General features: G+C 59.1%; 16 protein-coding genes and 1 pseudogene. 10 read left to right on the plus strand and 7 right to left on the minus strand.

Annotated features, from left to right (window positions below):
- Nucleotides 1-67: 67 nt before the first annotated feature.
- Nucleotides 68-1792, minus strand: a complete 1725-nt coding sequence (gene ggt, locus LVW35_RS15660; RefSeq protein WP_233890989.1) for a gamma-glutamyltransferase — start codon at nt 1790-1792, stop codon at nt 68-70.
- A gap of 160 nt (nt 1793-1952) precedes the next feature.
- On the opposite strand from ggt, the gene LVW35_RS15665 reads away from it, so the two are divergent.
- Complete coding sequence (locus LVW35_RS15665) at nt 1953-2600, plus strand: TetR/AcrR family transcriptional regulator (protein WP_233890990.1); 648 nt, start codon at nt 1953-1955, stop codon at nt 2598-2600.
- A 30-nt stretch (nt 2601-2630) separates the two neighbouring features.
- On the opposite strand, the gene LVW35_RS15670 is transcribed toward LVW35_RS15665, so the two are convergent.
- The 4 genes from LVW35_RS15670 to LVW35_RS15685 all read right to left on the minus strand — a co-directional run bounded on the left by LVW35_RS15670 (nt 2631) and on the right by LVW35_RS15685 (nt 8336).
- Entirely contained in the window at nt 2631-6158 is a 3528-nt protein-coding gene (locus LVW35_RS15670; RefSeq protein WP_233890991.1) for a molybdopterin cofactor-binding domain-containing protein, read from the minus strand.
- Nucleotides 6155-6646, minus strand: coding sequence for a (2Fe-2S)-binding protein (locus tag LVW35_RS15675; protein WP_233890992.1), 492 nt, complete (start codon nt 6644-6646; stop codon nt 6155-6157). Before LVW35_RS15675 ends, LVW35_RS15670 begins: the two co-directional genes overlap by 4 nt.
- 142 nt (nt 6647-6788) lie before the next feature.
- Nucleotides 6789-7223 carry a MarR family winged helix-turn-helix transcriptional regulator gene (locus tag LVW35_RS15680; RefSeq protein WP_326489610.1) on the minus strand — a complete coding sequence of 145 codons (435 nt, stop codon included), beginning with the start codon at nt 7221-7223 and terminating at the stop codon, nt 6789-6791.
- A 60-nt stretch (nt 7224-7283) separates the two neighbouring features.
- A complete protein-coding gene (locus LVW35_RS15685) occupies nt 7284-8336 on the minus strand; it encodes a 2,5-dihydroxypyridine 5,6-dioxygenase (RefSeq protein ID WP_233890994.1) in 1053 nt (350 codons plus the stop codon).
- Between the two features lie 304 nt (nt 8337-8640).
- Between LVW35_RS15685 and LVW35_RS15690 the strand changes: the two genes are divergently transcribed.
- The 8 genes and pseudogenes from LVW35_RS15690 to LVW35_RS15725 all read left to right on the plus strand — a co-directional run bounded on the left by LVW35_RS15690 (nt 8641) and on the right by LVW35_RS15725 (nt 16175).
- Nucleotides 8641-9774 (plus strand): FAD-dependent monooxygenase, encoded by a 1134-nt coding sequence (locus LVW35_RS15690; protein ID WP_233890995.1) that lies wholly within the window; start codon nt 8641-8643, stop codon nt 9772-9774.
- A complete protein-coding gene (locus LVW35_RS15695; RefSeq protein WP_233890996.1) occupies nt 9771-10568 on the plus strand; it encodes an alpha/beta fold hydrolase in 798 nt (265 codons plus the stop codon). The genes LVW35_RS15690 and LVW35_RS15695 overlap by 4 nt, the downstream gene beginning before the upstream one ends.
- Nucleotides 10569-10582: 14 nt before the next feature.
- Nucleotides 10583-11335 carry a maleate cis-trans isomerase family protein gene (locus LVW35_RS15700; RefSeq protein WP_010210656.1) on the plus strand — a complete coding sequence of 251 codons (753 nt, stop codon included), beginning with the start codon at nt 10583-10585 and terminating at the stop codon, nt 11333-11335.
- 12 nt (nt 11336-11347) lie between these two features.
- The gene (locus LVW35_RS15705; RefSeq protein ID WP_233890997.1) at nt 11348-11980 is read left to right on the plus strand and encodes an N-carbamoylsarcosine amidohydrolase; all 633 of its coding nucleotides are present in this window, start codon (nt 11348-11350) and stop codon (nt 11978-11980) included.
- 161 nt (nt 11981-12141) lie between these two features.
- Entirely contained in the window at nt 12142-13452 is a 1311-nt protein-coding gene (locus LVW35_RS15710) for an MFS transporter (protein WP_233890998.1), read from the plus strand.
- A 27-nt stretch (nt 13453-13479) separates the two neighbouring features.
- Nucleotides 13480-14556, plus strand: coding sequence for a nucleoside hydrolase (locus tag LVW35_RS15715; RefSeq protein ID WP_233890999.1), 1077 nt, complete (start codon nt 13480-13482; stop codon nt 14554-14556).
- 61 nt (nt 14557-14617) lie between these two features.
- A pseudogene (locus tag LVW35_RS15720) lies at nt 14618-14970 on the plus strand (NAD(P)H-dependent oxidoreductase); the annotation flags it as partial.
- A 59-nt stretch (nt 14971-15029) separates the two neighbouring features.
- The gene (locus tag LVW35_RS15725) at nt 15030-16175 is read left to right on the plus strand and encodes a MalY/PatB family protein (protein WP_233891000.1); all 1146 of its coding nucleotides are present in this window, start codon (nt 15030-15032) and stop codon (nt 16173-16175) included.
- 60 nt (nt 16176-16235) lie between these two features.
- On the opposite strand, the gene LVW35_RS15730 is transcribed toward LVW35_RS15725, so the two are convergent.
- Nucleotides 16236-20444 carry a hypothetical protein gene (locus LVW35_RS15730; protein WP_233891001.1) on the minus strand — a complete coding sequence of 1403 codons (4209 nt, stop codon included), beginning with the start codon at nt 20442-20444 and terminating at the stop codon, nt 16236-16238.
- A 371-nt stretch (nt 20445-20815) separates the two neighbouring features.
- Nucleotides 20816-21031: a TOBE domain-containing protein gene (locus LVW35_RS15735; protein WP_003173733.1), complete on the minus strand. Its 216-nt coding sequence runs from the start codon at nt 21029-21031 to the stop codon at nt 20816-20818.
- Nucleotides 21032-21349: 318 nt separating this feature from the next.
- Here LVW35_RS15735 and LVW35_RS15740 point away from each other — a divergent pair, with 318 nt between their 5' ends.
- Complete coding sequence (locus LVW35_RS15740; protein WP_233891002.1) at nt 21350-22306, plus strand: aliphatic sulfonate ABC transporter substrate-binding protein; 957 nt, start codon at nt 21350-21352, stop codon at nt 22304-22306.
- Nucleotides 22307-22310: the final 4 nt, after the last annotated feature.

The raw sequence follows: 22310 nt of genomic DNA on the forward strand, positions 1-22310 counted from the left end.
CAATCCAACCTACATACAACTGTGGGAGCGGGCTTGCCCGCTCCCACAGTTTTTATCGCGTCAGGCCTCAGTAACCCAGCGACAGCCCCGTGTTACGCCGCGGGTCATTCGCGCCGTAGAAACGGTTGTTACCCACCGGTTTACCACCCAAGGACGGCGCCCCCACCAAAATCGCCGCCAAGTGGTTGGCATCCTGCGGACCGGCAAACTTGTGGCCCCAGCTTTCGAGAATCTTCTGGGTGTCCGGGCTCACCGCGAAGGTTTCAAGGTTGGTGGTTTCCGGCATCCATTGCTGGTGGAAACGCGGCGCGTCCACGGCTTCCTGGATGTTCATCTTGTAGTCGATGACATTCAGGATGGTCAGCAAGGTCGCGGTAATGATGCGACTGCCGCCCGGCGTACCGACCACCATCACGGCCTTGCCGTCCTTGGTCACAATGGTCGGGCTCATCGACGACAGCGGCGCCTTGCCCGGTGCGATGGCGTTGGCTTCACCCTGGACCAGCCCGTACATGTTCGGCACGCCGACCTTGACAGTGAAGTCGTCCATTTCATCGTTGAGGATCACGCCGGTTTTGCTTGCCATCACACCCGCACCGAACCAGTCGTTGAGGGTGTAGGTAACCGACACTGCGTTGCCCCACTTGTCCACGATGGAATAGTGGGTGGTGTTGTTGCCTTCGTGGGGCGACACGCCCGGTTTGATCGCCTGCGAGTCACCGGCTTTTTGCGGTTCGATGGCGTCGCGCAGTTTCGTCGCGTAGTTTTTGTCCAGCAGGTGCTCGATCGGGTTCTTCACGAAGTCCGGGTCACCGAGGTAGCTGTTGCGGTCCACGTAGGCGTGGCGCATGGCTTCGATTTGATAGTGCAGGCCTTGGGCCGAGTGATAGCCGAGGTCGGCCATCGGGTAGCCTTCGAGGATGTTCATGATCTGGCAGATCACCACGCCGCCCGAGCTGGGAGGCGGTGCCGAGACCACGTGGTAGCCACGGTAGTCGCACTCGATGGGCGCCAGTTCGCGGGTCTTGTATTTGTCGAGGTCAGCCTGGGTAATGATGCCCTTGCCGGCCTGGCTGGAATCCACCAAAGCCTTGGCGACCCAACCTTTATAGAAACCGTCGCTGCCCTTGGCCGAGATTTCCTTGAGGGTCTTGGCCAGGTCCTTCTGCACCAGCTTCTGGCCGACCTGCATCGGCTGGCCGTTGTGCAGGAAGATCCCGCGCATGTCCTTGTCTTTTTCGAACTCACCGGTAGCGGTGTGCAGCAGGTCGATATCCCCTTGCTCCAGGGCAAAGCCGTTTTCCGCCAGTTTGATGGCCGGAGCAATGACCTGGGCGCGCTTGAGGGTGCCGTATTTACTCAGAGCCAGCTCCATGCCCGACACGGTGCCGGGTACGCCGACGGCCAGGTGTCCCTTGGCGCTGAGGCCCTCGATGACGTTGCCGTCCTTGTCCAGGTACATATTGGCGGTGGCCGCCAGCGGGGCTTTTTCGCGGAAGTCGAGGAAGGTCTTGCGCCCGTCGGCCAGTTGCACGGTCATGAAACCGCCGCCGCCCAGGTTACCCGCCGCCGGGTACACCACGGCCAGCGCGTAGCCCACGGCCACGGCCGCATCGACCGCGTTGCCGCCGGCCTTGAGCACATCCACGCCCACATGAGTTGCCAAGTGCTGGGCCGTCACCACCATGCCGTTTTCACCGGCCACCGGGGCCTGTGAAGCGGCTTGCACACCACTGACCGTCAACACCAGGGCGGCGGCTATCAAGGTACGGCTGAAGGGTTGGTATTTCATCCATGGCTACTCTAGTTATTGAGACGCACCAAAATAGCCCGCCGCGAATTTAATCCCCAGCGCAATGGCGTTTTTATTACAGAACTTGTCGGTCATAGAACGGACGCGAAAAGGCCCATGCTATATTTCGCGCCCTGACTGTCGCGCAAGGCGCTCTGATATGGCGATCAAGAAAACCGGTATCCGCGCCCAACAGGCCGACCAGACCCGCGCGCGCATCCTTCAGGCAGCGGTCAAGGTGTTCACCCGCGACGGTTATTCCGGCGGGCGTGTCGATACCATTTCCAAAGAAGCCGACTCCAACGACCGCATGCTCTATTACTACTTCGGCAGCAAGGAACACCTGTTCGTCTGCGTGCTGGAGCACATCTACGAGCAATTCAACAAAGCCGAAAGCAAACTCAAGCTGAACCTCGATGTACCCGAGCAGGCACTGCGCGACCTGGTGGCATTCATCTGGCATTACTACGTCAAGCACCCGGAGTTCGTGGCGATCCTGAGCATCGAGAACCTGCACCAGGGCAAGCATGCGCAGCAGTCCAGCGAGATGCGCAGACTGTCGGGGGAAGCCGTCGGCGTACTGCGCCCGATCATCGAGGCGGGTCAGGCCCAAGGCGTGTTCCGTCAGGATGTGGACCTCAAGCACGTGTACTTGATGATTGCCTCGCTGTGCTACTTCTATAACTCCAACCGCCATACCCTCAGCTCGTTCCTCGGTGAAGACCTGGCGAACAAGGGGCAGCAGCAGGATTGGCTGAGATTTATCAGTGACCTGGTGCTGCGCGGGGTATCGCCCGTACCCCTGTAGAAACGCTCCCACAGTTTTTACCGCGCAGTGTCAGTGCGTACCAGGGTTGGCGCGCAGGTGGGCGACCTTCTGTTCCAAGCCCTTCCACTGCGGCGCATGCGGCGCAAATTTGCCGCGTAGGTACGCCGCCAAATCCGCCACCTGGCTATTCGACAAGCTGTCCTTGAACCCCGGCATGTACCCCAGCTCCTGGGTCGCCGGGTTGCTGATGCCTTGCAGAATCACCTTGATCAAATTATCCGGCCGATCGCTGTGCACGTTGGTATTGGTCGCCAGCGACGGGCTCACCCCAAACAGCTTCGGCCCCAGGCCATCCGCATGGCACGCCTTGCAGGAACCCTCGAACACACGTCGACCGTCAGGGTTCGGCACGCTGGCCGCCATCACCACCTGGGCCTCGGCCGCCGCATGACCGTTGAGCGACGCCAGGTACACCGCCATCGCGCGAATATCCGCCTTGGGCAGTTTCGACAATTCACTCACCACCGGCCCCATCGGCCCCGCTGCCACGCCATGGGCATCGGAATAGCCGGTGCTCAGGTAGGTGAACAGTTGGTCCTCGGTCCACGGCGTCGGCGCCTTGGACAAACCATTGAGGGCCGGTGCCTCCCAACCATCGACCACACCACCGGCGAGGAAGGACTTACCACCCTTCTCCGCGCCCATCAGATTGCGCGGCGAATGGCAGGCGGCGCAGTGGCCCAGGCCGTTGACCAGATAATTGCCGCGATTCCATTGTTCGCTGCGCTCAGGCTGGGGCGAGATCTCACCGCGCCGCAGGTTCAGGGCATTCCAACCCGCCATCAACGGTCGGAGATTGAACGGAAAGTTCATCGCATTGGGCGTTGGCGCCTGACTCACTGGCGCCTGGGACATCAAATAGGCATATAACGCCTGCATGTCCGCATCGTTGATATTGCGAAACGCCGTGTAGGGAAACGCCGGATACAGATTGCGGCCGTCACGGCCAATACCGTCACGCATCGCCCGCTCAAACGCCGGATACGACCAACCGCCAATGCCTGTCTTTACATCCGGGGTGATATTGCTGCTATACAGCGTGCCGAACGGTGTCTGCATCGCCAGCCCGCCGGCATTGGTCGCGCCGCCAGGCGCCGTATGGCACACCGCGCAATCGCCCACCGCCGCCAGCAAGCGCCCGCGCTCCAAGGTGGCCTTGGACCACGTGCCGACGCTGGGTGGCGCAATCGGTGCAATTTCAGGATGAAACGGCCAAGCCGTCGCCAGCAACGCGCCCAATGTGGCGAACAGCGCGCCGAACCACCATTTGCGGCGTTTCTCTGACGACTTGGCAGGTTCGCCCAAGGTGCCCGCATTCAATGCCGCCAATACCCGCTCCGGGGTGATCGGCAACTCGCGAAAGCGAATGCCAGTGGCGTCGTAGATCGCATTGGCAATCGCCGCCGCACTGGGTACCGACGCCGACTCGCCCGCGCCCATGAGGGGCTGGTCCTGGCGCGGCATCATCATCACATCGATCTTTGGTACTTCGGGAAAGGTCAGTATCGGGTAACCGCCCCACTCCTTGCTCGCCACCGTCGACTCTTCAAACGTCACCCGCTCCTTCAAAACGCGGCTGGTGGACTGGATCACATTGCCGTGGATTTGATGCTGCACTCCGGCCGGGTTGATCATCATCCCCGAGTCATGACCGATCACCACGCGGGTCACCGACACATCGCCGGTCTGCTTGTCGATGGCCACATCCGCCACCCAGGCCGCCCAGGCCGCGCCGAAACCGGGGAACTTGCTGTGGATGTAACGCGCGTAGGCAAAACCACGGCCACGCAGCAGATGGTCCTCATTGGGGGTTTGCATCGGCGCGGTCCGCGGCGCCCAGTTGGCGCGCTCGGCGGTGGACTTCACCAGGTCGATGGCGCGCTCGTCCTTGAGGTAGCGCAGGCGGTATTCCACCGGGTCGACGCCGGCGGCGAATGCCAGTTCGTCGATATAGGACTCGTGGGCAAAGGTGTTGGGCAAGGCCGACACGCCGCGCATCCACGAGGCACGCACGATGGGCGCCATGTCATTGATGGTCACACGCATATTGTCGATGTCGTAGGGCGGGATCGAGGTGCGGTCGCCCATCTCGAACATGGCCGCCACCGGCTCCGCACGTCCAGTCAGCAGCAAAGCCAGAGTCGGTGCGCCGTTGGACGGATAGCTGGTTTCGAAATCGTAGGCGGCAATGCTGCCGTCGGCGTTGAGGCCACCGTCGACATCCATCAGCTGTGCAGTGCCCTTGGGCTCCCACAGATGTTCCTGTTCGCGGGTCAATTGCACGCGCACCGGCTTGCCGACGGCGCGGGACAGCAGCAAGGCATCGGCGCAGACGTCATCCGCGCAATTGCGCCCATAACAACCGGCTGCCTCCATGCGGATCACATCGATCAGCGCTTCGTCGCACTCCAGCAACCACGCCAGGTCGGCTCTTAGCAGGTGCGGGTTCTGGCTGCCCGACCACACCCGGCTGCCGGCCGGAGAGTAATCCGCCACGCCGCAGGAGGGGCCGATCGAACCGTGCATCTGGTACGGCCAGAGGTAAGTGCGCGGCATGCGTTGGCTGGCGCTTGCCAGGGCTTCGTCGACATTGCCCTGATCAAGCACGGTGCGGCGTACGCGGGGATTATCGCGGATGGCCTGCTCGACATCACTCATGTCCGGCAAAGCGTTGTTCCAGGGTTTCCAGTGCACCTGCAATTCGTTGGCAGCCTTGGCCGCCTGTTCTTCCCGCAGCGCCACCACGCCGACAAAATCGCGGATCACCACCACCGCGACGATGCCGGGGATATGGGCGATGGACGATTCATCCACGCTCAGCAGGCTATTGCCGACGAAGTCCCCGCAATCAAGACCGGCATACGGCGGTCGAATCACCCGGCCATGCAGCATGCCCGGCACGCGCATGTCGTGCACATAAGTCAGCTCGCCAGTGGCTTTACCGGGGATGTCCACGCGTGCGGCGCCCTTGCCCACCAGTCGATAATCTTCGATGGGTTTCAGCGGTGCTTCACCGCTGATGCGCAGTTGGTCGTGCTGGCCGCTCACCAGTTCAGCATACGTAGTGGTGCGCCCGTCTGCCGCGAGGATGACGCCGGCGTCGACCTTGAGACTGGCGGTGCTTACACCCCAGCGCCCCGCCGCTCGGTTCAGCAAAAAGCGCCGTGCTTCGGCTGCCGCATTACGCAGGGGCACCGCGGATATCTGCAATGTCGCACTGGCGATGGTCGCCCCTTGGTTAGGCACACGCTCGGTATCGCCGAGCACCATCTTCACCTGCTCCATCGTCAGGTCGAGTTCCTCGGCGACGATCTGCGCCAGCGAGGTGCGAATGCCGGTGCCCAGGTCCACATGACCATTGAACGCATACACCAAACCATCATCGTTCACCGCAATAAACAGCCCCAGCTCCTTGGGCTTCACCGTAGGTGTATCGCCCTTGGCCACCGGCCCAGAAGGCGGCATTACATCATCGACAATCAACAAAACGCCGGCCTTGGCCAGCCATTGGTCACGAGAAAGGGGGGTGTGGGTCATGGTCGTCCATCCATAGTCATCAGGCGGGCCGCACGCAGCACGGCGCGCAGGATTTCGACATGGGTGCCGCAACGACAGAGGTTGCCCGACAGCTCGTTGCGCACCTCGGTTTCGCTGGGGTTGGGATTACGGTCAAGCAAGGCCTTGGTGGTCATGATCATGCCGTTGAGGCAGTAACCACATTGCGCGGCCTGCTCATCTATAAAGGCTTGTTGCACCGGGTGCGGCGTCTGGCGCGAGCCCAGGCCTTCGAGGGTGACAATTTCGCGGCCTACGGCACCCGACAGCGGAAACACGCAGGACCGCGCGGCCATTCCATCGATAATCACGGTGCAGGCACCGCACTCCCCAAGGCCGCAGCCGTATTTGGGGCCGTTGAGTTGCAGGTCATTGCGCAGCACCAGCAACAGCGGCGTGTCCGCCATGGCGCTGACGTCGCTTTTTTGCCCATTGACCTCAAGCGTTACCGTGATGTGCTGGCTGATCATTCGCTTCGCCCGTAACAGTTGGTGAAGTAATCACTTCATCAAGCAGTCAAAAAAAAGCGTCGCGGACCTGGGGTCTCACGACACACTTGACGGATGAAGTGGCTACTACATGAACTCAGAGCAAGATCGATGCCAGCCGGGATTATTCCTGCGGGTCGTCGATCATCTTGCGCAACAGGAACAGCACCGCAACCCGTTCGGCCGGGTTGAGGTTGCTCATGGTCAATTCGCTGATCTGAGCGGCACGCGGCGCGGTCTGGGCAACCAGTTCGGCGCCTGCCGGGGACAGGTCGACCACCACTTTGCGTTTATCCTGCGGGTCCGGTTCCAGGCTGATCAGTTCCTTGGCCCTGAGCCGCTCGACGATGCCGCGAATGGTCGCCTGGTCCACAGCGGTGGCCTTGACCAGTTCCGTCAGGGAACTTGCACCGTGATCGCGCAAGGCGCACAGGGTGACGAACTGCACGGCGGTGAGCTGGGAGTCGCCGACATTCTGCTGAAAGATCGCCAGGTGGCGCTGGTAGGCCTTGCGCAGCAGGTGGCCGACTTGTTCAGAAAAGACGTAGGAATCTGGCACGGCGCAGCTCGGTGGGTGGTTGAGGTGGGGAGGCATGATACTCCATCCCCACACCGATGATCAGCGTGCGAGGGAGGCTTGCGGCGCAACCACATCCCCCGCGATCACGACGGCCTCATCATCCAGGTACACATCGCAATTACGCAGCGGAATATCCATATGGCAGGGTGTCTTGCGCGCCCCGCCCACTTCGGTATTCGGCCCGGTGGAGAACAGGAAGTTGCCATAGAATGCCCGCGCGTCCATGCACATGCCGTCGTTCTTGTCGTGCAAGCCCATGGCCGTCCACTGCGCCCGTGGCTGCAGGCCCCAGCCGATATGGGAGATGCCGTACACCTCGGGGTCATTGAAATACTTCATGTAGTCGCGCAAGTATTCAGCCTCGAATCCCCCGTGGATCTGGGTGATGAAGCCCTTTTCGATCTCCAGGGTGATCTTTTCGCGGGTGTAGGTCTTGAACGGCAGCAGGATGTCGCCGATGTCCAGCACCAGCACGCCTTCGGCAGTTTCTTCATTAGGCCACGAGAACAGGAAGCCACTTGGCCAATGATCCCAGCGCCCCGGCTCGTCGGCAAATCCGTACTCGGTCACCGAGGGGTATTGCCCCAAGGCAGCACGGAAGTCGCTGCCGGCGCGAGACTTCACGTGGATCGAACGCGCTTTTTTCAATAATTGCTCGGCTGCCAGCACACGCACCTTGTCCTCCTCGGTCGGCAGCATGCGCGCCAGCACTTCCGGCGGCTCCACCGCCAGCAGAATTCGCGTGCCGGTCTTGAGGATCTGCTCCTGCTCCGGCGAGTGCAGCAGCATCATGGTGTCGACAATCAGGTCGGCGGCCTCCAGGGCACGCTGGGCGGCGATATTGCCGGTAAGCGCGGTGTCGCCGCAGTAGGCGGTCATGTCGTTGCCCATCGCCCTGGGATGGTTGAACGACGGCAACTCCACCGCATACACCTTGGCCCCCAGGCGCTGCGCGGCGTCCATCGCGGCTCGCACGGTGCGCGGGTCGGAGTAATGGCTCTTGAGCACGGCGACGCTCTGGGTCGAGTCGACCTTGGACAGCGTCAGCACGTGTTCAAACATCTGGGTCAGTTCGCAATCGCTTACCGGCATTTTCCTGTCTCCTGTGGGCCTGCACCAAGTTCAGGCACTGCGCTTCACTCTAGTGCGATCTTATAGCGTATACGCCATTTAATGACGATAAGACCCGAATTACAGACAGACTGCAAGCGGCGTACAAAAACGTTACCTATCGAAACATACCCAGCTTTTACAGACAAAATAGCGTTACACAGGATAAATATGGCCAAAAATAATTTTATGAGGTTGAGCTTCCCATTTCAAAAAATGAGCGTATACACTTTAAAAACCTTGCGGACAGATACCGCCGAAAATCAAAGAGAGAGGGACACGCCCCATGGGAAGCACTCAAAAAATCGCCATCGTCGGCGCGGGCCTGGGCGGTGCCGCCGCTGCCACCCTGTTGCAGCAAGCGGGCTTTGACGTGGATGTCTACGAGCAGGCGCCGGAATTTTCCCGGTTGGGCGCGGGGATCCACATGGGCCCCAACATCATGAAAATCTTCCGCCGCATGGGCATCGAAAAGCAGCTGGACCTGATGGGCTCGCACCCCAAGCACTGGTTCAGCCGTTGCGGCGAAAGCGGCGATTACCTGTCGCGCATCCCGCTCACCGGCTACGGTGCGTCCTACATCACCGTGCACCGTGGCGACTTGCATGCGTTGCAAATGTCTACCCTCAAGCCCGGCACCCTGCACTTCAACAAGCGCCTGGAAACCCTCGAAGAAACCGACACCCAGGTACGCCTGGCTTTCGCTGACGGCCAGGTGACCTACGCCGACATCGTGATCGGCGCCGACGGCATCAACTCCAGGATCCGCGAAGAACTGCTCGGCGTGGAAAAACCGCTGTACAGCGGCTGGGTCGCGCACCGTGCGCTGATCCGTGGCGATCAGCTCGCCAAGTACGACCTCGCGTTCGAAGACTGCATCAAGTGGTGGACCGAAGACCGCCACATGATGGTCTACTACACCACCGCCAAGCGCGACGAGTACTACTACGTGACCGGCGTGCCCCATGCCGAATGGGACTTCCAGGGCGCGTTCGTCGACAGCAGCCGCGAAGAGATGTTCGACGCCTTCAAGGGCTACCACCCCACCGTCCAGGCCCTGATCGAATCCACCGAAAGCGTGACTAAATGGCCGCTGCGCAACCGCAATCCGCTGCCGTTGTGGAGCCGTGGTCGCCTGGTGCTGCTCGGCGACGCCTGCCACCCGATGAAGCCGCACATGGCCCAGGGCGCCGGCATGGCCATCGAAGATGCCGCGATGCTCACTCGCTGCCTGCAGGAAACCGGCATCAGCGACTACCGCACAGCCTTTGAACTCTATGAGGCCAACCGCAAGGAACGTGCATCCCGCGTACAGGCCGTATCCAACGCCAACACCTGGCTGCGCACCCAGGAAGATCCGGCCTGGGTCTATGGCTATGACCTGTACGCCCAGGCGCTGAAATCGGGGGTGGCCGCGTGAGCACCTTTCTCTATGGTGGCAACGTGCAGGCCAACGGCATTCGCCAGCACTACCTGCGTTATGGCGGCAAGGGGCCTGCGTTGATCCTGATCCCCGGCATCACCAGCCCGGCGATCACCTGGGGCTTCGTGGCCGAGCGCCTGGGGGCGCAGTTCGACACTTATGTGCTGGATGTGCGCGGTCGGGGCCTGTCATCGACAGGCCCCGAGCTGGATTACAGCGCGGACACCTGCGCCGAAGACATTGGTGCCTTCGCCGATGCGCTGAACCTGAACGACTACCACCTGATGGGCCACTCCATGGGCGCACGCTTTGCCGTGCGTAGTGCAGTCAAACACCCTCAAGGTGTGAAACGCGTAGTGCTGATCGACCCGCCGGTCTCCGGTCCGGGCCGACGCGAATACCCGAGCAAACTGCCGTGGTACGTCGACTCCATCCGCCAATCCCTGGTCGGTATGGACGCGGAAGCGATGCGCGCCTTTTGCGCCACCTGGACCCAGGAACAACTGCAACTGCGCGCCGAATGGCTGCACACCTGCTACGAGCCCGCCATCGTGCGTGCCTTCAATGACTTCCACGAAGTGGATTTCCATCAGGACCTGCCCCACCTCAAAGCCCCAGCCCTGTTGATGGTGGCCGGGCGCGGCGGCGTGATCCTCGATAAGGACATTACCGAGATTCAGGAGCTGCAACCGAGCACCCAAGTCGCTCGCGTACCGAATGCCGGGCACATGATTCCGTGGGATGACTTCGACGGTTTCTTCCACGCCCTCGGCGACTTCCTCGAACAATAACCCTGGAGACCACCATGCAGAAGCCTTACCGCATCGGCCAGATCGTGCCGAGCTCCAACACCACCATGGAAACCGAGATCCCGGCGATGCTCACCGCGCGCCAGGCGATTCGCCCCGAGCGCTTCACCTTTCACTCCAGCCGCATGCGCATGAAGCAAGTGCGCAAGGAAGAACTGGCGGCCATGGACGGCGAATCCGACCGTTGCGCCGTCGAGCTGTCCGACGCCAAAGTCGATGTGCTGGGCTATGCGTGCCTGGTGGCGATCATGGCAATGGGCTTGGGCTACCACCGCAACTCCGAACAGCGCTTGCGCAAAGCTACTGCCGACAACGACGCCAACGCGCCCGTGATCACCAGCGCCGGCGCGTTGATCGAAGGCCTGAAAGTGATGGGCGCCAAGCGCATCGCCATCGTCGCGCCGTACATGAAACCGCTGACTGAGCTGGTGGTGAACTACATCCGTGAAGAAGGCTTTGAAGTCGTGGATTGGCGTGCCCTGGAGATCCCCGACAACCTTGAAGTAGCCCGCCACGACCCGGCCAACCTGCCAGCCATCGTCGCCGGCATGAACCTGGAAGGCGTCGACGTGATCGTGCTGTCGGCCTGCGTGCAGATGCAGTCGCTGCCGGTAGTGGCCAAGGTCGAGGCACAAACCGGCAAACCGGTGCTGACCGCCGCCATTGCCACCACCTACGCGATGCTTAAGGCATTGGACCTGGAGCCCATCGTGCCCGGCGCCGGCGCCCTGCTTTCCGGTGCCTACTGAGGGGGTTGAAAGATGAGTGAACAATCCGCCGACGCCAACTACCAGGGCGTGTGGGGCAACCGCATCGGCTTTGGCAAAAAGTCCGCGTTGCTGATGATCGACTTCATGCAGGGCTACACCACCGAAGGCGCGCCGCTGTTCGCATCCGGCGTGGTCACGGCCGTGACAGAAAGCGTCGAGCTGCTGGCCACCGCGCGCCACCACGGGATTGCGGTCGTGCACACCAATATCCGCTACCATCCCGGCCATTTCGTCGATGGCGGGATCTGGGTGAAAAAAGCCCCGGTGATGAAAGACATGGTCGAAGGCAACCCACTGGCCGCGTTCTGCGCCGAAGTGTTGCCCCAGGCCGATGAAGTAGTGATCACCAAACAGTACGCCAGTGCGTTTTTCGGCAGTAGCCTGGCGCCGATGCTGCATGCCCAGGGTATCGACACCGTGGTGCTGGCCGGCTGCTCCACCAGTGGCTGTATCCGCGCCACGGCGGTGGATGCGGTGCAACACGGGTTTCGCACCATCGTCGTGCGCGAATGCGTCGGCGATCGACACCCGGCGCCCCATGAAGCCAACCTGTTCGATATCGACAGCAAGTATGGCGACGTGGTGAGCAAACAGGAGGCGATGCGTAAGTTCAGGGAGCAATAAGCGTTATTAAGAACTGCGCCATAGAGTGCGGTCTTGCATAAAACTGGGGCTCGCACCCCAGTCTTCTGACACTGCCTTTGGAAGTCGCTTCTACAGCACTCCGAAGTGCTGGAACAAAAGCGGCTGTATAAAAACCATAAGTCACCGCCAGGAGACACCCAATGCCCATTGCGAATGCAGCGCCCGCGACCACGGTCGCAGACCCCGTCAACACGCTTTACCACAAGATCACCTGGAAGCTGATTCCCTTCCTGTGCTTCTGCTACCTGGCCGCCTACCTGGACCGCATCAACATCGGCTTCGCCAAGTTGCAGATGCTCGACCAGTTGCAGTTCAGCGAAACCGCGTTCGGCCTCGGCGCCGGGCTGTTCTTTGTCGGCTATATCATCTTTGAGGTCCCAAGCAACCTGGTGTTGGAGCGGGTCGGCGCGAAGATCTGGATCGCGCGCATCATGATCACCTGGGGCCTGCTCTCGGCCTGCACCATGCTGGTCACCTCTACGACTCAGTTCTATATCCTGCGTTTTCTGCTTGGCGCGGCCGAAGCGGGTTTTCTGCCGGGCGTGCTGTACTACCTGACCACCTGGTTTCCCACCCATCGACGTGGGCGCATCATCGCGTTATTCATGATCGGCCTGCCGCTCTCCAGCGTGATCGGTGGCCCGCTGTCCGGCTGGATCATGGGCCACTTCGACCACATGGGCGGCCTGCGTGGCTGGCAGTGGCTGTTTCTGATCGAAGCGGTGCCTAGCGTGTTGCTTGGCGTGCTGACCTTCTGGGCCCTGCCCAATACCTACCAGCAAGCCAAATGGCTGTCAGACGAGGAAAAAGCCCTGCTGGAAACCCAATTGCGCAAGGATGACGCCGATGGCGCCGCCAGCAAGCACAGCTTCCGCGATGGTTTCTTCAACCTCAAGGTATGGATGCTCGGCGGAATCGACTTCTCGATCCTGCTCAGCGCCTACGCCATGGGCTTCTGGATGCCGACCTTCATCCGTAACGCCGGGGTCACCGACACCTTTCATATCGGCGTGCTCACCGCATTGCCAAGCGTCGCCGCCCTGCTCGGCATGCTGCTGATTGGCGCCAGTTCGGACAAACACCGCGAACGCCGCTGGCACATCATCGTGCCGTTTTTCATCGGCGCAGCGGCGATGGCCACCAGCACCTTCTTCACCCATAACGTGGCAGCCACGGTGACGCTGTTTGCGATTGCTTCGGCGGCGATCATCGGCGCGGTGCCGGTGTTCTTCAGCCTGCCAGCGACCTTTCTCAAAGGCACCGCGGCGGCCACCGGCTTTGCTTTGGCCTGTTCGGTGGCAAATATCGCAGGCTTGGTGAGCAACTCGTTGATGGGCGTTGCGATCGACGTCACGGGCAGCAGTGCGGGTGCCTTGTGGTTTTTCGCCGGCTGCCTGATCCTCAGCAGCTTCCTGGTCATCGCCTTGCCGGCGAAACTGGTGAACCGTTAACAACAACAATTTATCGGATAAGCCACCATGCAAGGATTCCTGAAAAGCTGCGCGCTGCTTGTTGCCGTCGGCCTGTGTGCCGGCACCGCCCAGGCCGCAGAGAAAGTCATTTTTGATACCGACTTCAACGTGCTCAACGATGACGGCCAGGCCTTCATCATGCTCGCCCAGCTCCACGCGCAAAAACGCATCGAACTGCTGGGCATGACCCTGGTCAGCGGCAACGCCTGGGTCGACCAGGAGCAGGTCGATGCGCTCAAGGCAGTGGAACGCATGGGCGTGGAGAAAGCGGTCGGCGTCTACTCCGGCGCCGCCTACCCGCTGCTGCATGACTACGCCACCTACGAGGCGGAAAAGGCATTGTTCGGCTCCGGCTGGCCGGGGGCATTCAAGAACCCCCGCCCTACTTCGCCCAAGCAGTTGATCGCGCCACCCGATGGCCTGGCGACACACACCCAATTGCGCAAGGAAACCGCCGCGCAATTCATCGTCGACAGCGTGCGCGCCAACCCGCATCAAGTGACCATTCTCGCGGTCGGCCCACTGACCAACGTCGCCCTGGCGATCCGTTCGGCGCCGGATATCGTGCCGCTGATCAAACGCATCGTGTACATGGGCGGTGCCCTGGAGATTCCGGGCAATACCACGCCGGCGGCGGAATTCAACTGGTGGTTCGACCCGGAGGCCGCGAAGATCGTGTTGCGCTCGCCGATCGAACACGTGATTTTCCCCAATGATGTGTGCGAGAAAGTCACCTTCGACAAAACGGTGTACCAGCGCGTGATTGCCCAGAAAGGCGCGATTGCCGATCTGTACAAGCACGCGTTCGGCCCCTTGTTCGACAAGGACCCGAGCTACCACAGCTTTACCTGGGACAGCTTGCCGGCGCTGTACCTGGTCAATCCGGACATCGTCACCGAATCCCGGGAACTGTGGGTCGATGTGGATGCCACCTTCGGCGCCGACTACGGCCGCGCACTGGGCTACCAGAAAGGCGCCCCGACTGGCACGCAGAAGGCCAAGGTAGTGTTCGGCGTGGACCAGAAGAAATTCTGGGATGGCTACGTCAACCTTGTAACCTTGCCGACGCCGGTTAAGCACTGATTGGGTATGAGGCTGGTTTTGAGTACATATCCGTTACCTGAGTGACCGCGCATTGTTGCGCGACCTGCTGATCCTGTGCCCCCCGTGCATAATTTCACCGTGCCGGCGGCGCTCAAGGCCTGGATCGACCACGTGGTGCGCATCCAGCGCAGTTTTACGGTGAATGAACAGTTCGCCAAAGTCGGTTTACTGCAAGACCGGCGCACCTTTGTGCTGGTCAGCTCAGGTAACGCCCGCAAGGGCCATGAGCCGGACTTTCTAACGCCGTACATGAGCGCCATCCTGTCTACGGTGGGCATCCACTCGGTGGACTTCGTCTACCTGCCGGCCATGGTGCGCGGTGAAGAAGCGGTCAGTCGCGCCCTGGAACAGGCACACCGGCAACTCGCGGTGGCAATCAGCTCTGGCCTATAAAAATAATGGCGCTAGAATCAGCGCCATTCTTGCGCCCGACTTCCTGATACGAGCCCCCCATGAGCTTTGATTTCGACACGATCCACCCCCGCCTCGGCACCGGCAGCACCAAGTGGAACCGCTACCCACAAGACGTTTTGCCGATGTGGATCGCGGACATGGACATCGCCGCCCCACCCGCCGTACTGCAGGCCTTGCATGCGCGTCTCGACCAGCAGATTCTCGGCTACAGCGTGGCGGGTCCAGATGTGCGCGAAGCCATCGTCGCTGACCTGTGGACCAAATACGCTTGGCGCGTACAGCCCGAAGACCTGCTGTTTTTGCCTGGGGTCGAGCCCGGCTTCAATATGGCGCTGCACGCGTTTGTCCAGCCGGGCCAACCGGTGGTGCTGCAAACCCCCAACTACCGGCCGATTCGCCTGGCACCGGGCCACTGGAACCTGCCGCGCATCGAAGTCCCCTTCGAACGGGTCAACGGTGAGTACCTCACGCCAATGCCCGCCATGCGCCAGGCGCTGACCGGCGCCGGCGCCCTGTTGCTGAGCAACCCGCACAACCCCATCGGCAAAGTCTTCCCTCGCGAAGAACTGCTGGCCGTGGCCAACGCCTGCCTGGAACACGGCGCGCTGATTATCTCCGACGAAATTCACGCCGAGTTGTGCTTCGACGGCCGCCGCCACACCCCCACCGCCAGCCTCAGCGATGAAATCGCCCAGCGCACCATCACCCTGATGTCGGCGAGCAAGGCCTATAACGTGGCGGGCCTGAAGACCTGCTTTGCCGTGATCCAGAACGCCGAGATTCGCGAGCGCTTCAACAATGCCCGTTGCGGCATGGTCGACAGCGTCAGCCCACTGGGCCTGGAAGCCACCCGCGCGGCCTACAGCCAGTGCAGTGATTGGCTTGACGCGCTGGTGCAATACTTGCAAAGCAACCGTGACTACCTGCTCGACGCCGTGCAAACCCGCCTGCCTGGCGTGGTGATGCACGCGCCACAAGGCACCTACCTGGCCTGGCTGGATTGCAGCGCCCTGGGCCTGGATGACCCGCAGCAGTTCTTCCTGGAACAGGCCAAGGTCGGCTTGAGCGCCGGTATCGAGTTCGGTGACGACAGCCAGCAATTCGTGCGTCTGAACTTCGGCTGCCCACGGGCGATGCTGGAAGAAGGTTTACAGCGCATGGAGCGCAGTCTGCAAAAACGCTGAGATTGACTGGCACCGAGTCCCAGTGCCATTCAACCCATGATGTTGCTCTTGCACACTCACTTAGGCCTGAGTCTTGGGAACCTCGACTTTGACACTGTTCACCTGCACGACACGTTTGCCCGAACCAGGCTGGCGTGGCGCGCTGATTGCCAACATTACACCGTCATTGGTGATAAATGCAGGCCGTGCCTTATCACCTGTGGAGTTGCTGGAAAAAGCATTCTGGATGACCAGTTTACGTTCGCTTCCAGGTTCATCACCCTTCAGGTTCACGGTCAGGTCCCCCGTGGGTGACACGCTCCATCCCGACACCTGTGCCGCGCTGTAGTCCAGCTTGATAACACTGTCGTTCGGGTCTTTGATGGTCACACCTTTGTTGCTTTTGTTGACGATGTAGGTATTGGGACCGCCCTCACCGACTACAGTGGCGCCGCCATTGATCACGACAACGTTACTGCCCTTGCCGGTCAGAACCACATCTTTCTTGCCGTTCAGGGTAAACAGACTGCTCTGATCATCGCCCACGATATAACTTTCGCCATTTTCAACTGTGGCCGCATTTGAAAACTCATGAAAATACGCTATCGGAGAAACACCTTCCTTGCTCGATTTCGCCGTATTTACTGAAACCATTCCGGTTCTGAAGTCAATGACATGCCCTGAATAGCTGGCGGTTTTAGTGTCTTTGCCTTCGGTATAGGAAGTGTTCAAACTGCCGGAAAAAACCAGTGTATTGCGGCCTTCACCGCCCCAGAGTTCAGTAGCATGTTTACTGAACCGTTTCTCGTTTTGAGTATTCTCGACCTGCTCTGCCTGCTGCAGCGTTTGACGTGCATCGGCGGTGAAAATAACCGTATCGTCGACCTCTCCACCGCTGATCAGTTTTTTCCCTCCCCCTGTCATAAAATAATTGGGTTTGCTGAAGACTCCTGCCACTTGGTCATCGCCATCGCCCAGATCCCAAAGCGTAGCCTTTCCTGATCCCTGCGCACCGTCTACCGGCTTAACCTTCATGCCGTTCCAGGAATCAGCAGGCGCATTAATACGATCATTCCCACCTCTGATGCTGACTGAAGGGACTTTCCCATCCACTTTGATCAGATTCAGCAAAAAGGTGATCGGCGCCCACCAGTGTTTGCCGGTCAGACCCACCTTTCCCGGAACCTGTGATGCAACTACTTGCGCGGAACCAAATACAACACGTTCAAAAATGTCTTTGCCCGGTCCGTTCAGGAATTTTTGATGGTATTCCCGCTTTTGCGTGTCGTACTCCTTGGCATATTTCGCTTCCAGATAAGGCTTTATGACTTCAAAGCCCGGCTCAAACCCCAGGAATGATTTCAGGCCGACTTCGAACTTCTTCGTACCGGACAGCGGCGTGTATTCATTAATCTCCTCCACAGTGCGCACCGCCGAGTAAATTGCTTGCGCGCTCATCAATATTGCCGCCACCGCAAGCCCCGCCGGACCGGCAGCGCTGAAACCCGCTAGAAATGCAGCGCTCAAACCTATAGAGGTCACCGCATTGGTAACGGCGAATGCGCCGTTGACGTAGTGATCCTGCGCTTCTTTACCGGTGCTGCCAGCCGCTTTTTTGAACGAATCGACGGCATTGTAGATATCAAAAGGAACACTGATCGCTGCGCCGGCCCCCCCCGCGACCTTGCCAATCATTTTTCCGATAGTGGAGGACTGGAAGCCTAATATCGTCGGCGATGCTTGGGTGATTGCGGTCCGCGCCAGTTTGTTGAGACCGGCCTCTACGCCCATGCCGACATAGTCAGACACTACACCGCCCGCGATGATGGCGCCTGCCGTCGTATCGCCACGCTGAAAACTATCTATAGACGCGCGCAATCCCTGGAATGTGCTGAACGCCTGGAAGCCGAGACCAGCGGCTTTGGATTTCCCCCCAGACCTACCCGGCGTTTCTTCCGGAGCGAAAAAACCTGCAGGCAACGGCTTACCGCTACTCTGCAACTCACTTATAGCAGCAGCGTGTTTCGATGTGTCATGCAGGTATTTCTGGAACTGCTCCGGAACAAGACGGCCTTCGCCGCGGGTGGCCAAAGGTCCAGAAGCGGGACTGCGCTTGGCCGCAATTTCATTGACAATACTTGTAGTACGCACGCCGACTTCAGGTGACGTCGACTTCAGATACACCACAAGACGGTCGTAGTCGATCTCTACTTTACTTGTTATACGACCACTCGAATCGGTGGCCAGTGCGCTTTCAATCGGTTTGCCGCCGATATGCAACCCCATTCGGTAAAGTTCGGCACGACTGACTTCCAGCTCCCCGATTCGGATAAGTGGATTGTTAGCATCAAGTGCTTGCAGACGCCTTAATTCGGCCGGATCAATCGGCGCCACCGCGGTGGTTGGGGGTGTCACCACAGGCGTTGGCGGCTGCCGATCGGGTGCCTGTGTCGTGGCGGGCGGCAAGGCGTCTGCTGCAGGAGCGAAAAGCCTGCCGAGTGCGGCGCTGGTCTGAGCGTCGAGTCTGCCGTCATGGAGACGTGCGGTGTAGGCCTGCTCCATAAAATCCGATGAACTTCGGGTTGCACGTGAACCGAGCTCTATGCCGCCATCGCGAAACGGTTCCTTGTTGCTGGCGACCTCCAGGAACCCGGTGGAATCGGCCTTGTAGTAGCCCAGCATCCCGAACTTGCCGGCAAGCATCGCGGCCTGCTTGGCGGCAAGGGGGTCGTCACCCTTGCTTTGAGCCTCACGCCCCAGTCGATCAGCGACCGTACCACCGCTGGCAGGAGGCGGGGTGATAAAATCATCACCGATGATCAAGGTAGGTGGGCTCCCCAAAAACAGGTGTGTTTCGGGTTGATCTCCCGGTTTGGCAATAATCACATTGGTAATTTCGCCAACTGAACTCGCTGCTTTCGGATCACTTTGTTGAAGTTTCAGCAGTGCCTTGTCGATGGCTTCATGCACACTTTTTAACGTGGCGCTTTCGGTACCGGCATGATGATATATATAAAAATCTTTCCCTTGGAACTGCTTGCCATATTCCTTTCTTTTTGCACCGAGTTTATCCTCAGCCAGATAGGCACGTTGTTGTTCCATACGCTCAAAGGCAAAGGGATAGTCAGCCGGTGGGCGGGCCTCATTAATAACATCTATCAATTTCGACTCAAGCGCGAGCATGCGAAAAAGTAGCGGGGAACCTGGGTGACTCGCCATAAAATTCCGGGTAGCCTTCAATGCGTCTACCGCCTTGTGGAACTGCGACATCCCTTTGGTTTCGTGTAACTTTCCGACTTCCTTCAAAGTGCTGTCAAAATCCGCCAACTCTCCAGCTGAAGGTGTGGGTCCCAGCGCTCGCAAACTATCTGGTGTCGGCACACGCGTAGCATCAACCACTTTGATATTATCCAGCCCAGCGAGAGGGGCATCATACATATACTTCATCGCACTTGACTGGCCCGAAATGATCGGCAGATGATCAGAATTAAATACACTCATCTTGAAAGCGGGATTTTCACTATCATTATTAACCCGCGTAACCAAGTGACGCAAATCAGGGTGTGTAAATATTCTCTGCAGACCTTTTTTAAATAACTCCTTGGAAGAAAAAGTAGCAAACCCTATGTTCGGATCATTGTAATAGTAGGTTCGCCCTTTGTCGGGATCAACAATCACACCGGCTGAAATGCGGTGCCCTTCAGCACTGATCAAGAGTGTCTTGGTGGTAGGCGAATCAGTGAGCTGTCGCGCAATTTCGGAATAGGGTGCAAGCCTCACGGTCGCCGGATCATGGGCTACATCTGGATCCCCGGTTTGTCGTTGCACTTGAGCCAAACTTTTAAAAAACACTTGGGACTCAGGGGCATCGGGATTAGCAAGCGCCTGAAAAATATTGCCCAGAAAAATATCCTGTTTACCCTTCGCAATGGCCAGCGACAACACGTGTGTAATCCCCGCACATTGCCCGTCACACAATTGGTTGATCACATTAAGATAAAAACCTTGAGGCGCAGGGGTCACTTTCACGCCAGGTTCCGTCACCACCTTCGTGAAGGTGCTGACACTTTGCAAAGTATCTTTATTAAGGCGATTTTCCACCATAAACTTCAAAGCCCCCATTTGCTCTGGGCTTAACTGTTGATCAACAGCAAGTCGCATGAGCGCTGTATCGCTCATGGTTTTAAAATAACCTGGCAGCGTGACGGCAGAGGGATTTTTATAGCCTTTCATGAACGCTTCACTATCAGGCCCGACGTTGACCTTACTCATCTCTTCCACAAAGCGCATTGGCACATCGTTATCCTTGACAACGGCAGAGGGCGGAGTAGCAGTTGGCGCTCAATTATATGAAGCCTCCCGCCGGGTACGACTCTGCCGAATGTCGCCTGGATAGTCATTGGCAGGGAGATAGGCCGAGTTGGGTGAGCCCGCAGCAGAAGACAGTAATTGCATATTCTTTCCTAAGACAAATGTCGTTGTCGACTATCCCTGCAACTGTAGCTCTCCAAGATCGTTAACCGTACAAACCTGCAGAGAGTGCAAGTATCGGACTTATCTGAATAGTCACCCTTGCAACACCCTCTCACTTAGTTCCAGGCATTCATCTTTTATTTTATTCCCGCACGCCGCCCAAGACCGCTTGCACATTTGGATTGGGTTCACAATTTGGCGATGGACACTTCAGTCGATTTCACAAAGGCAATCACCTCACTGCCCACTTTCAATTCCAGGTCACGCACCGAGCGGGTGGTGATCACCGACGTAACGATGCCGGACGCGGTCTGCACGTCGATTTCCGACACCACTTCCCCCAGCAGGATTTCCTTTATCACTCCTTTGAACTGGTTGCGCACGTTGATCGCTTTAATGGTCATGTCGGCTTTCCTTTTGGCTGTTGGGTCAATCCGCACGAATGCGCAGGCCCTCAAAATGCGCCACCTACCAAAACATTAAAAGAAATATATAACTCTTTGTTTATTCGATATCGGTATATACCAACTGTTGCACATACGACGGTTGATCAACAGTTTTCCCAATCCCGCTACAGCCCAATCTCCCTGAAATCCAGTAAACACGCGTCCTAAAGAGATGGCACAGAGACTGCATATTCCTTAAAGACATGATGGAGCATGAAATTTAATTTTTCTGAATATAAGAAAAGCCTTCTCTCAACGCCTTGCCGGAACTGTTCCATGAAACCCTACGCCCAACGCTTACTCGGCGCCTGCGCCCTCGCCCTGTGCCTGCAACCATTGGCCCAGGCGGCCGAATCCGATCCCGCCGAGGTCAACCTCGACTATGCCTATTACTCGCCCGTGAGCCTGGTGCTCAAGCACTTCGGCTGGTTGGAACAAGCCCTGCCGCAATCCAAGGTCGGTTGGGTGCTGAGCCAGGGCAGTAACCGTTCGCTGGAGTACCTCAACAGTGGCGGCGTGGACTTTGCTTCGTCGGCCAGCCTGTCGGCAGTATTGAGCCGCGCCAATGGCAGCCCGATCAAGTCGGTGTACGTGTACAGCCGTGCCGAATGGACCGCCCTCGTGGTACGCAAAGACTCACCGTTCAAGCACGTCACCGACCTCAAGGGTAAGAAAATCGCCGCCACCAAAGGCACCGACCCGTACCTGTTCACCCTGCGCAGCCTGCAAAAGGCCGGGCTGAAAAAAGACGATGTGGAACTGGTGCACCTGCAACATCCAGACGGCCGCACCGCGTTGGAAAAAGGTGATGTGGACGCCTGGGCCGGCCTTGATCCGCACATGGCCGCCAGCGAAATCCAGGCTGGGTCGCGCCTGCTGTACCGCAACAAAGACTTCAACAGCTACGGCGTGGTCAGCGTCACCGAGAAGTTCGCCAAGGCGCATCCGCAAACCATCACCAAGGTGCTCGGCGCCTATGAAAAAGCCCGGGATTGGGCAGTCAAACACCCGGATGAATTCGCCAAACTGCTGGCCGACGAATCCGGCCTGCCGCTGGAAGTGGCCAAGCTGCAACTCTCGCGTACCGACTTGAGTACGCCATTCCTGAGCAGCAAGGATGTGGTGGCGTCCAAGGCGGCCGCTCCGATCCTGGTGTCCGAAGAACTGGTGCGCAAAGGGGTAAATGTGGACCAAGTGATCGACCAGTTGATCGACACCTCGTTCGGCCACTAAGGAG

This window comes from Pseudomonas sp. HN11 (assembly GCF_021390155.1).
Classification (GTDB): domain Bacteria; phylum Pseudomonadota; class Gammaproteobacteria; order Pseudomonadales; family Pseudomonadaceae; genus Aquipseudomonas.

Coding starts and splice junctions, on each gene's coding strand:
- ggt (WP_233890989.1), bottom strand. CDS start 1,792: ATGAAATACCAACCCTTCAGCCGTACCTTGATAGCCGCCGCCCTGGTG.
- LVW35_RS15665 (WP_233890990.1), top strand. CDS start 1,953: ATGGCGATCAAGAAAACCGGTATCCGCGCCCAACAGGCCGACCAGACC.
- LVW35_RS15670 (WP_233890991.1), bottom strand. CDS start 6,158: ATGACCCACACCCCCCTTTCTCGTGACCAATGGCTGGCCAAGGCCGGC.
- LVW35_RS15675 (WP_233890992.1), bottom strand. CDS start 6,646: ATGATCAGCCAGCACATCACGGTAACGCTTGAGGTCAATGGGCAAAAA.
- LVW35_RS15685 (WP_233890994.1), bottom strand. CDS start 8,336: ATGCCGGTAAGCGATTGCGAACTGACCCAGATGTTTGAACACGTGCTG.
- LVW35_RS15690 (WP_233890995.1), top strand. CDS start 8,641: ATGGGAAGCACTCAAAAAATCGCCATCGTCGGCGCGGGCCTGGGCGGT.
- LVW35_RS15700 (WP_010210656.1), top strand. CDS start 10,583: ATGCAGAAGCCTTACCGCATCGGCCAGATCGTGCCGAGCTCCAACACC.
- LVW35_RS15705 (WP_233890997.1), top strand. CDS start 11,348: ATGAGTGAACAATCCGCCGACGCCAACTACCAGGGCGTGTGGGGCAAC.
- LVW35_RS15710 (WP_233890998.1), top strand. CDS start 12,142: ATGCCCATTGCGAATGCAGCGCCCGCGACCACGGTCGCAGACCCCGTC.
- LVW35_RS15715 (WP_233890999.1), top strand. CDS start 13,480: ATGCAAGGATTCCTGAAAAGCTGCGCGCTGCTTGTTGCCGTCGGCCTG.
- LVW35_RS15725 (WP_233891000.1), top strand. CDS start 15,030: ATGAGCTTTGATTTCGACACGATCCACCCCCGCCTCGGCACCGGCAGC.
- LVW35_RS15730 (WP_233891001.1), bottom strand. CDS start 20,444: ATGCGCTTTGTGGAAGAGATGAGTAAGGTCAACGTCGGGCCTGATAGT.
- LVW35_RS15735 (WP_003173733.1), bottom strand. CDS start 21,031: ATGACCATTAAAGCGATCAACGTGCGCAACCAGTTCAAAGGAGTGATA.
- LVW35_RS15740 (WP_233891002.1), top strand. CDS start 21,350: ATGAAACCCTACGCCCAACGCTTACTCGGCGCCTGCGCCCTCGCCCTG.